General features: G+C 41.4%; 10 protein-coding genes. 6 read left to right on the top strand and 4 right to left on the bottom strand.

Going from position 1 to position 11,458, the window contains the following annotated elements; genetic code table 11:
• Positions 1 to 43: 43 nt before the first annotated feature.
• Positions 44 to 1,687 (bottom strand): hypothetical protein, encoded by a 1,644-nt coding sequence (locus ACTQ9S_RS06385; RefSeq protein WP_440454458.1) that lies wholly within the window; start codon positions 1,685 to 1,687, stop codon positions 44 to 46.
• A gap of 735 nt (positions 1,688 to 2,422) precedes the next feature.
• On the opposite strand from ACTQ9S_RS06385, the gene ACTQ9S_RS06380 reads away from it, so the two are divergent.
• From ACTQ9S_RS06380 to ACTQ9S_RS06355, 6 genes are all read left to right on the top strand, one after another.
• Positions 2,423 to 3,031 (top strand): rhomboid family intramembrane serine protease, encoded by a 609-nt coding sequence (locus ACTQ9S_RS06380; protein ID WP_068034222.1) that lies wholly within the window; start codon positions 2,423 to 2,425, stop codon positions 3,029 to 3,031.
• Between the two features lie 44 nt (positions 3,032 to 3,075).
• The gene (locus ACTQ9S_RS06375) at positions 3,076 to 4,020 is read left to right on the top strand and encodes a metallophosphoesterase (protein ID WP_440454457.1); all 945 of its coding nucleotides are present in this window, start codon (positions 3,076 to 3,078) and stop codon (positions 4,018 to 4,020) included.
• 143 nt (positions 4,021 to 4,163) lie between these two features.
• Positions 4,164 to 4,712, top strand: a complete 549-nt coding sequence (purE, locus tag ACTQ9S_RS06370; RefSeq protein WP_440454456.1) for a 5-(carboxyamino)imidazole ribonucleotide mutase — start codon at positions 4,164 to 4,166, stop codon at positions 4,710 to 4,712.
• 191 nt (positions 4,713 to 4,903) lie between these two features.
• Complete coding sequence (locus tag ACTQ9S_RS06365; RefSeq protein WP_440454455.1) at positions 4,904 to 6,277, top strand: 5-(carboxyamino)imidazole ribonucleotide synthase; 1,374 nt, start codon at positions 4,904 to 4,906, stop codon at positions 6,275 to 6,277.
• Positions 6,277 to 6,726: a YaiI/YqxD family protein gene (locus ACTQ9S_RS06360; protein WP_068325736.1), complete on the top strand. Its 450-nt coding sequence runs from the start codon at positions 6,277 to 6,279 to the stop codon at positions 6,724 to 6,726. Before ACTQ9S_RS06365 ends, ACTQ9S_RS06360 begins: the two co-directional genes overlap by 1 nt.
• A gap of 231 nt (positions 6,727 to 6,957) precedes the next feature.
• Complete coding sequence (locus ACTQ9S_RS06355; RefSeq protein WP_068034215.1) at positions 6,958 to 7,596, top strand: NAD(P)H-binding protein; 639 nt, start codon at positions 6,958 to 6,960, stop codon at positions 7,594 to 7,596.
• Positions 7,597 to 7,757: 161 nt separating this feature from the next.
• On the opposite strand, the gene epmA is transcribed toward ACTQ9S_RS06355, so the two are convergent.
• From epmA to ACTQ9S_RS06340, 3 genes are all read right to left on the bottom strand, one after another.
• Positions 7,758 to 8,780 carry an EF-P lysine aminoacylase EpmA gene (gene epmA, locus ACTQ9S_RS06350; protein ID WP_440454454.1) on the bottom strand — a complete coding sequence of 341 codons (1,023 nt, stop codon included), beginning with the start codon at positions 8,778 to 8,780 and terminating at the stop codon, positions 7,758 to 7,760.
• A 55-nt stretch (positions 8,781 to 8,835) separates the two neighbouring features.
• Positions 8,836 to 10,026 (bottom strand): 4-phosphoerythronate dehydrogenase, encoded by a 1,191-nt coding sequence (locus ACTQ9S_RS06345; RefSeq protein ID WP_440454453.1) that lies wholly within the window; start codon positions 10,024 to 10,026, stop codon positions 8,836 to 8,838.
• A 168-nt stretch (positions 10,027 to 10,194) separates the two neighbouring features.
• The gene (locus ACTQ9S_RS06340; RefSeq protein WP_068325729.1) at positions 10,195 to 11,349 is read right to left on the bottom strand and encodes an AI-2E family transporter; all 1,155 of its coding nucleotides are present in this window, start codon (positions 11,347 to 11,349) and stop codon (positions 10,195 to 10,197) included.
• Between the last annotated feature and the right edge of the window lie 109 nt (positions 11,350 to 11,458).

Raw genomic sequence — 11,458 nt, 5'->3', positions numbered from 1 at the left:
AAGCTGACGCTAATAACATTTTTCTCTATTTTTTATAGTACATCTATCTGTCTTGGATTAGATTTTTATCAACAGGTCTTTCATTACGCAACTTTTCAGCGACAATAATAGTGTTTGCCAAGTCATTAACTTCTGATGCTGACATAGAGCCTGCTTGGGTAGTAGATGCACGGTTATTGTTGGCATTGCTATCAAAGCTATCGTCAGAATTATTATTACGAGGCGGCGCTACTTCTATGATGTCGTTCGTATTGTCATCTGAGGGTTGATAGTTCTGATGACGACTCAAATTGTTGTTGGGATAGGTGCTGTCATAAGTATTGTCTAACGGTATATTTTCATTTGTGAATTCATTGTTACGACCGTTCATCATGCTCATATCATTGTTAGCATCATCAGCTAGCCCATTGCTGTTATCTAGTGGTAAAGGCGCAGCACTCGTAATAGCTATAGCAGGTACTAATGTTCGCATATCAATCAATAAGCGCTGGAGCAACGTATCATCGGGTGCCTCTAGATTAAGAGTGTCCTGCTGCAACTGTAATCGCGCGAAGGGCACTGAACGCAGTAGAGTAAATATACTAGGCAGAGTTTCTACATTAATACTAGATAAGCTATTGGCAACACCTTGTCGCACTCTCAGCTCACAAATACTTACTTGTTCTCCAAAGCTCATACTCAACGCTTGCTTAAGCGCATTTTGCAATTCTGTATCGCCAACAGTCGCGGTACAACTATATAGACTGCCACTGTCGTCTACTCCAACTACTAACTCCGCTGGTATCGACACCTTAGCGACTGGCTCACTTACCGGTGTAATGACAACAGGCGAGGTTACAACGGGTGCTGCAGGCGTCATATAATTAGGTTGAATAACTAACGCCCATACGAGACCGATTGCTGCTAGCGCACCTGCTAGTATCAAAACTCGGACCATTAGATCATTTCTTCGGTTACGAGTGCGTACATTTAACCGACTCTCAGAGATACCTGCATCATAATAATCTGATGGGTTCGCATGAAGAGCATCTACAGTATTGGTCAAGAGCGGCTCTTTATCTAATAATAATTTATCATTTTTGACTTCAGTGCTTTCTAGCGGGTCAATAGACAACTTATTCGTTACAAATGCTTGTTCGGGTATTGTTTGTGTCTCACTAACAGCGTCTGACATCACATTGGCATTGGCATCGGTTACTTCAATATTATTAATGAGCGTATCTTTGTTTAAACCCATCTCATTACTGACTGCATTTATTGGTAATATCACCTCTTCTGCCCATACTGGCAAATAAGATCTTACTGACAGTTGCTGTGCTTGTAAAAATGCAGGTAAAAACTGACCATTAGCCAGAATTTTGAGCTCTTGATAGGCTAAAGGCGCCGCGTTTATCAGAAGACTCTCAGTGGCCTGCGGATCAACATGATGAGTCGCTGCCAACTCATCAATCAACAATTGACGCAGGCTGACTATCGCCCAAAGCTGCTCGAATAAGGTAGAGCTTGTAGTTGACTGTATTGGTAGGTCTTGATCAGCACGTAGCAATTGTGAATACACAGCTGGCTGAGCTAAACGGGTAATTAAAATAGCATAAAACTGTTCAAGCAAACTGATGTGCGCCACGCTATTATCATCGCCTAAAACGGCTGTGGTAACAGTCTGGTCAAGTTGGTCAATGATAGTCATAAATACTGCCTTCGGCGGCGTGGATAGTAAATTAATAGAAATTTTTAAAAAGCGGTCATTATTTAATCGTTATTTATTAATTATAAAAATACTGGTTTTGCTTTGTAGTTGTTGGAATTTTAAATACAAGGTGCAATAACTATATATTTAGTCAGCGATTTTATTTGATTATCTGATTTAGCACAAATTTATATATTGCTATCTAATTAAGCAGCTGTAATATGGTTATGCATAATCAAATATAAAAACAGTTTTAAAAGCTACCAGTCATACCTACAAAACTTAAAAGATATAATGTTTGTGCGTTAAGTTAACCACTTATTAAGTATAATTTGTATACGTATGTAAATTTGTTCAACCTATGATTGTGATTTGATTTTATAATCCGCTCCATTGGTAACTCTTATAATAGTTACCAATATAGTTAGTTCGAAATAAAATCGATACGTTAATAGTCACGTGCTACTGGTATAAATTTTTATTGCGTGCTGTTCGCAAGCTTGACAGAGGCTGCAAAAAATTTACCCCAGCAGAACTGTATCGGTTTTAAAATGACCCAACTATATATATCTGTACATCAGATATCTAACAGAGAGTAAGTAGCAGGTACTTATTACTCACTATAAAATTAAAACTATAATTTTCGACGCATGGTAAGCTCTAACAATGTTGTGAAGCTTTATTGACTAGGCTTGTAACGTCTTTGTTTACCAGGCTTGACCTAAGGATTAATCTTTGTTTAACCACACTACTCTTATCATCATAGTCACGGTCATCGTGAGCTTGTTAGCATGGCAAAACAAAGTGCTATTTAACCGACTGATATTCTACCCGCCAGCAGTGAGCGATGGTCAATGGTATCGCTTTGTCAGTCATGGTTTTATTCATGCTGATAGCATGCACCTGCTATTCAATATGTTTACTTTATACTTTTTTGGTCGCGCTATAGAAGGGCTGTATCAGCCATTCTTGGGTGGTTATGGCTTTATTGTCTTTTATTTATTGGCCATCATTATTGCGATGATACCAAGCTATATTAAGAATAAGAAAAATGCCAGTTATTTAAGCTTAGGTGCATCGGGCGGAGTATCGGCGGTATTGTTTGCTTTTATACTATTAGCGCCTTGGGAAACCATTTATCTTTTTGCCATTGTTCCTATTCCTGCGATACTATTTGCAGTCGCTTATGTCGCCTATAGCATCTATGCGGATAAGCGTGGCGGCTCTAATATCAATCATATGGCACATATGTGGGGCGGTGCGTTTGGTGTAATAGCGACAATCATTCTCGAACCACAAGTACTACCACATTTTATTAATGCCCTACTCTCTCCTAGCTTTTAGTTCACTTTTTAGTTCAATTTGTTTTTAGGTTTTGACAACGATTTATGATTATAGATATTATTGGTGATGTTCATGGTTATGCAGACAAGCTGACTGGCCTGCTTGGGCAATTAGGTTATGTCCATAATGGTCATTACTTTGTACCGCCAGACGGTCATCGTGCGCTCTTCATTGGTGACTTAATTGATCGCGGCTCCCAGCAAGTAGCAACGCTTGAGATTGCCTTTGCCATGTTAGATGCTGGCGTCGCCGATATAGTGATGGGTAATCATGAATATAATGCGCTTGCTTTTGCAACGCGTGATTCAAACAATCCTGAACGTTATCTACGCTCCCATAATGACGTGCATACACGCCAACATGAAGCTTTTTTAGCTGAAGTGCCATTTGGCTCAGAGTCGCATCAATATTGGCTACAGCGTTTTTATGAGATTCCATTGTGGATTGAGACCGATTACGCCTGTTTTGTCCATGCTTGCTGGGATGTAGACAGTATGGCGCTGCTTAAGCCATTACTCACAGCTGATAATTGCCTGACTGCTCAGGCCCTCCAAACGACTTCAGAAGAATTTACCGAACCGTTTGATGCGCTAGAGCGTGTGTTGAAGGGTGTGGAGACACCGCTACCTGACGGCATAGTAATGGTAGATAAAGAAGGTACTAAACGCTCGCGCGTGCGGGTACGTTGGTGGCTTGATGAATTAAAATCACGCACGCTTTATGAGATTGCTCGCGCACCTGCTTCAGCCCTTGCTCAGATTCCAATCGATGCCCTAGCTGAGAATATAGACTTCGCTATAAAGACTCACAAGCCAGTGTTTGTCGGACATTATTGGTTGACAGGCAAGCCTGAACCACTTAGCTCACAAGTCGTTTGTACGGATTATTCAGCGGCTGTCGATAGTGGCTATTTGACTTGTTATCAGCTTGATACTACCCAGCCGTTACCTCTAAGTCCTGCGAATTTTGTGCAATATCTCAACGATTAATTGCTGCGTATCAATTGGATATTAAGACCAAATTGAGCCTGTATTGATACAAAGATTAAGCTAGCTTTTAAACTAATGCTAAAACTTGGCTTTACGGCTATGCCATAATTTTTGTATGATGGTCGTTTTGAGGATATCTCATCATGAGTACTGGATCGGCTACCGAAAACCCTAATTCTATCTCCTCTCCTGCTGGCCAACCAAAAGTTGGTATTATCATGGGCTCACAGTCTGATTGGGCAACTATGAGCTGTGCAGCGCAGCTATTGGCTGACTTCGATATTGCCTTTGATTGCGAAGTAGTCTCTGCCCATCGCACACCCGATAGATTATTTGATTATGCGAAAGGGGCTAAAGGCAAAGGCCTTCAAGTAATCATTGCTGGTGCAGGTGGCGCAGCCCATCTACCAGGTATGTGTGCTAGCCAGACGCCACTTCCTGTATTTGGTGTGCCAGTTAAGTCCTCGATGCTTAGCGGTTGGGACAGCTTGCTGTCTATCGTACAGATGCCCAAAGGTGTGGCCGTCGGTACGTTAGCCATCGGTACTGCTGGTGCTTATAATGCAGCCCTACTTGCGATTCAAGTGCTAGCCTTGCATGATGATTCAATTGCTACTAAGCTGGACAGCCTGCGTCAAACGCAAACCGAAACTATCTTAGCCAGTCCAACGCCTGGTATTATCAACTACTAGATATCGAACTGGTTACTGAATACGAAAACCTCTAACCATTCTGAATTTTTCGTTAAGATAAATTGAATTTAATTGTTCTTCACTTGATATTTAATTTTAGATAGGTTCTACTGAATACAAGGTGCATATGTTGCACCTTTTCCTATTTTAAACCGTTAGTTTTAATTCATTTTTAATCCAAAGAGTCCCTCATGACCACAGCCAATGCTTATCCTGTTACTCAAACTATCCATACCATCGGTATCTTAGGCGGTGGTCAGCTCGGTATGATGCTTGCACAAGCTGCTATGCCACTCGGCTATCAATGTGTATTTTTAGAAGACAACCCTGATTGCCCTGCCAGTCTTTATGGACAGGTATACAGTAACGAGCAGTTGGATAGTTTTATTGCTGCAGCTGATGTGTTTACTCTAGAGTTTGAAAATACCCCAACAGCGATTGTCGAGCAGCTGGCAAACTTAGCAGTAACTGCTAAAAAACAAGGCATGTTTCCGCCGCCGATTGCCCTTGATATCGCTCAAGATCGTTTGAAAGAAAAACAGATGTTTAATGAGCTGGATATTGCTACCGTACCTTTTATGGCGGTCAGCACTCAGGCTGAATTACAACAAGCTTGCGAACAATTAGGTTTGCCTATCGTTCTTAAAACCAGTCGCGGTGGTTATGACGGCAAAGGTCAGTATGTCATCAAGCAAGACAGCGATATCAAAGCCGCTTGGCAAGATCTTAAAGATGCGGTCAGCGGTGAAGGCAGCTTAACGCCAACCCCTGCACCACTCATTGCAGAAGGCTTTGTTAACTTTAGCCGTGAAGTCTCTATCATTGCAGCACGCGCCCAAGACGGTAGCGTACGCTGTTACGATTTGGTCGAAAACCATCACCATCATGGTATTTTGGCCAAGACCCAAGCACCTGCCGTTGGCACTAGCCACATATTTAAGCAAGCGAAAGAAGCCATCACTACTGTCATGAACCATTTAGATTATGTAGGTGTTATGGCACTAGAATTGTTCGTTACTAAAGACACTCGCGGTCATGACTATCTGCTTGCCAATGAGATTGCACCGCGTGTGCATAACTCTGGACACTGGAGCATTGAAGGCGCGATTACCAGTCAATTCGAAAACCATATCCGCGCAGTAGTTAACTTACCTTTAGGCGATACAGATAACGTCCATCCTTCGATTATGATCAACGTGCTGGGACAATATCCTGATATCAACGCCGTACTGGCTATCGATGGTGCTCACTATCATAGCTATCACAAAGCTGAACGGGAAGATCGTAAAATTGCCCACATTACCCTGATGCCTAATGACGTGACCGACTTGGAATCTTCAATGGCTAAATTGGTGGCCGTTTTACCCAACAAGGTTGGCTTAGATAAAGAATATACGCCTATCCAAGAAAGTCAAAAACAGCCATCTGAGCCAGACAATCAAGATGTCCCAGAGCTTGGTGGCGAAAATGAAACAGCAAGCGCAAACACTGACTTAGCAAATAAAGACAGTAAAATGGATAGTGCGGTAGACGTTAAGGCAAAGAAAGATAAGGCTAAAAAATAATGCAGATTTGGGTGGATGCTGATTCGGTACCATTAATTGCTAAAGATTTGATCGTAAAGACTGCCGAGCGTACACAAACGGTGGCGATATTCGTTGCCAATCAGCCAATCAAACTACGTAAGTCACCGCTACTCGTCATGACAGTGGTGCCATCGGGGTTTGATAAAGCTGATGATTATATCGTAGAACAAATACAACCAGGCGATTTGGCTATTACTAGCGATATCCCTTTAGCCAATGATATTTTGGACAAAGGTGGCATGGTTTTGACAACGCGCGGTATGGTCTATGATAAAAACAATATCAAGCAAAAGCTCAATATGCGTGACTTTATGGATACTATGCGCGGCACTGGCGTGTTAGAGCTACAAGAAATGAGCGGACAAAAACCTTATGGCGACCGTGACAAAAAAGCTTTCGCCGATGGATTAAATAAACTAGTGCGTTAACTTTTTAGTTCTTAATCCCATTTACCTTGCAAACCTTATACACTCTATAACTAAACACTATGCAACTGGCACGCTTCATAACGAAGTGTGCTATCTATTCTTGTTACTGTATATACAGTTTTTAGTACTTACTTTTAGTACTTATATTTAATATGAAGTCTTCGAATAAAAAGTACTTTTGTTATAAAGATATATAGCATAACGATAATATGAACAAGAATAGGGAAGATTATGAAAATTTTAGTCATAGGTGCAAGTGGTCGCGTTGGTAGTGATATGGTTGAACAGTTATTAGCTGATAATCATCAAGTAGTTGGCACTACCCGTCAAGATGAAAAATTATTTAATGATGATAATTACACACAGTTGGATTTGGATATTACTGCAGATAAAGACGCTATCCAAAGCCAAATTACTGATGATATCGAGGCGATATATTTTGTAGCAGGTTCTGGCGGTAAAGGTGTGTTAGAAGTTGATTTGCATGGTGCAGTCAAGACCATGCAAGCGGCGCAAGACAAAGGTATTAAGCGTTATATTATGCTGAGCACAGTGTTTTCACTGGATACTAGCAAATGGGATAGCCCTGCCATCACTGATTTAAAAGACTACTATATTGCTAAGCATTATGCGGATCAGTGGTTAGTCAATAATAGTACGCTTGACTACACTATCGTGCAAGCAGGTGCTCTAAAAGAGCGTGCTGGTACTGGTAAAATCGCTGTAAATAGTAATGAAGCTGGTGAAAATACCATTGAAGACGTTGCTGCTACGTTAGTTGCAGTATTAAATGCAGATAATACAAGCAAGCAAGTCTTTAGTATGCAGAATGGTGACACCGCTATTAGTGACGCTATTGAAAAACTATAATAAAGCGTAGCGCTATAATAGTTAAAGCAATAGAAAAGCGAGTAAGCCGAAAGGTTTGCTCGCTTTAATTTTGGAATGTTTTGTAAAGTAATTTTATTCTTAAAAGCTAGAGTAACGGAGAGAATTGTTGCAAGGCAAATTGGTGGCTAGACAAATTAGTGCTAGGCTAAGTCGCTTGGAAAAGTAATAACTTCTTCTAAGCAAGTTGCTCCTGTTATTACCATTAGCAGTCTATCTAGACCTAACGCAATACCGCTACAAGCTGGCAAATCATCACAAGCAGTAAGCAGATGCTCATCTATAGGCATTGGCGGTAAGCCATGACGTTGACGCAATAGATTGTCTTGTTCAAAACGCTGCTTTAATGCTGTACCGTCTGCCAGTTCATCATAGGCATTGGCAATCTCAATCCCATTGATATATAGCTCAAATCGTTTAGCGACTAGGTTGCCATCCTTGTCTAGGTCGGTTTTTGCGAGTGCCGCCGTTGCAGGCGGATAGTCGATAATTAACGTCGGTAACTCGTGCCCTAGATTTGGCTCAACAGCATGACTGAATAGTAAATCCAACCACCCTTGCCGACTGTCCTCTTTGTTATCTATATCAGTACTGAAATCAAAACCTGTCAAACCTTTGTCTTCTGCTACCGCTCTCAGTGCTTCTATACTAGCCGTCAACGGATGAATACCTACAAAGTCCATAAATGCGTCAACATAACGATAGTGATTCATGACCACCGGATAGCCATATAACACCTCTAACAATTGACCCAGTTCGTCAGCCAAATCTGTCAGGCTGTAATACGGTTGATACCATTCAAGCATGGTAAATTCAATATTATGCCGTGTCCCTATCTCATTATCGCGAAATACAGAGCAAATCTGATAAATAGGCACCTGCCAGCTGGCAAGAAGACGCTTCATCGCAAACTCAGGCGAAGTATGTAGATAATAAGTACGTGGCTTATCTTGGTAAGTTACTCGCGCAGCCACTGATTGCAAAAAGGTATCGGTATTACCTGCTTGCGATAGCAATGGTGTCTGCACCTCGAGCACTTGACGCGTTGCAAAAAATTGGCGAATATCACTAAGCAGTTTTGCGCGCTTTTGTGCCATTGCAAGCGTCATAGTTGGGGCGTAGGTAGGCTTAGAAGTATGAGTAGAGGTATTGCTTGACTGATTCATTACTATCCAACATGGTTTATGAACAATGTATTTTTGAAATTAGCATTTTTAAGATTTAAAACTGCCACTCACGGCGCAGATGATAATCACGACGCAGCTGATCAAAATCAGCGCCACTCACCTGTCCATCAGTTACTTTTTTGCGCAGATCTCTATCATCTCGCATAATGTCATAAAACTTTATCAGCCTATCTGGATAGGTTTTAAGCTCAGACCATAAATACATATTGACTGGTAATAGCTGCTGCATAGATTGTGTAGGTGTGACCGCAAATGCTTCACATAATGCATCATAGACCATTTGCGTACCGCGCAGCTTACCTTCTAAGGTATAACCAGCGATATGCGGTGTGGCGATAGCCAACTTTGATAATAACTGCTCCGATACTTGTGGTTCGTGCTCAAATACATCGAGCACTACTTGGCGCTTATTTTCCTCAATGTCAGCTTGTAATGCTGCTGCATCGATAACTGGACCGCGTGCACTATTAATCAGCAAAGTTTCTGACGGCATAGCATCTAACGCGGTTTTATTAATTAAGTGCCGCGTTGGATAATCGCTACCACTTGGATTGTTATCTTTTTTGTCAGTCAGCGGTACATGTAAGCTGATAACGTTACTTTGGCTAATAACCTGCTCAAAGCTCGCATTATTAATATTCGATGCAGGTAGTAGCGGATCATAACCCAGTACTTGCCAGCCAAGATCAGTAGCATATTGCGCAAGTACGCTACCAATATTACCCAGTCCGATAATACCCAATGTTGGTGGCGTCAATGTCTGCTGCCAATACTCTGGACGTAAGGTTAAGATAGCCGTCAATACATATTGCGCGACCGAATGCTTGCTACAACCAGCCGCATTAGCAAAGGTTATATTGCGCTCTGCTAAGTAGCCTTGGTCTACATGATCGGTGCCAATCGTTGCTGAGCCGATAAACTTAACACTATGGTTATCTGCTAGTAAAGTTGCATCTACTGTTGTCACAGAACGGATTAATAAAACATCTGGTTGCAGCTCGTCAACTAACTGGGCGTTGATATCTCGTCCAGTAACTTTGATAATATTAACCGTCTGATAAATATCTTGACCTAGCGTTTGCTCATTAAAAAAATCTTCAAGACCAGCGATGTTGCTATCAGCAATGATAGTGAGCTTGTTGGCAGCTTTAGATGGTTTATGAGCTAACTCGTCAGATGAGAGAGTGGTAGGTGTAACAGAGCCAGAGCTTATAACATTAGGCATAGATGAGCGCCTCTTTTGATTGTGGATAGATAATATTAATATATGCTTTTGATAGATAGGTAGTGATATTTACTGCCGAGCTGCCAACAAGGTCTAATTACAACACCCACCTTAGCATACGCAATAGGGAAAAATAGTAAATAGCTTGCAATACTACTAGGTAGAGATTTAACTATTTTTATTTACTCTCTTATTCTTCACTTGATCATCAAAGTCTAACAGCATCTGATTGTCTGTCAGTACCACCTCTTTTGGCGCAAAAATCTCGTCTCTATGCTGAGATATCCATTCACGCCATACAGCAAGCCCGATAGCTAGCACTACTGGTCCGATAAACAAACCTACAAAACCAAAAGCCGTAAGACCACCTAATACACCAATGAAAATAATAATAAAAGGAATTTTAGTCGCGCCACTAATAACGATAGGACGAATCAAATTGTCCACCCAGCTAATGACTAAGATTCCCCACAGTGCTAAACCGATACCTTCTGTCGTATGGCCTTGACTCAGTAGCCAAAGCGCTACCGCACCCCACGCAAATGGCGTACCAAAAGGTATTAACGCTACCATGAAGGTCACAATCGTCAATAGGATAGGACTTGGTGATCCTGAAAAATAATAACCAATGCCTGCAAGCAGTGCTTGTGCCAATGCTGTCAGACCGATACCGTAAACTACCGCGCGGGTGGTCGTACCAACCGAGTCAATATAACCATCAATTCGATTGCCAATGATATTGCGTAGAGCCTGACGAATCTGACGAACTAGGCTGGTACCATCACGATAAAAGAAAAACAAGGTCATTAGCGCCATGCCAAGTTTAGCTAAAGTGCTGAGCACCACGTCCAGTGCTACCTTACCATAGTACAAATGCGACTGAATCCACGCGCGGAATGCTTCAAGCGTACCTTCAGGGTTTTTATTAATTTGCCATAATATATCTTTGACCTGCTGACCGATTACCGGTAGCTCTTTGAAATAATCTGGTACATCGAGGTAGCCAACTTTGACACGGTAAATTAAGTTACTGTAGAGACTAAGCGCCTCTTGTTGCAAAATAAACACCCCTATCACTAGCGGCACCCCAATAATCAAAGAGATACTTATCGTCATGATAGCAGCACTGAAATCTGGACTTAATCTGACTTTCTCATGAAAAAACTTATAAATTGGAAACGTAACGTAGGCCAAAATCGCTGCCCATAATGCAGGTACAATAAAAAACTGCACCACTTGAAAGCACAAAATAAATAGCATTACTAATAGTGTAATAGCGAGCAGGCGTTGAATTACAACTTCTTTTGTCCAGTTTTCAATCATAGCTTTTGAACCAAGAACTGACAGCAAAAACTTAGCACGCTTTTACTGCAAAATTTATAAATGTGTAGGCAACAGCCTATAGATGACGTCTATAAACTATATCCATATA

The organism is Psychrobacter sp. ASPA161_9 (assembly GCF_051970275.1).
Classification (GTDB): Bacteria; Pseudomonadota; Gammaproteobacteria; order Pseudomonadales; family Moraxellaceae; genus Psychrobacter.
Note: the sequence above shows the minus strand (reverse complement) of the source record. Positions and strands in the feature narration are given on the sequence as shown.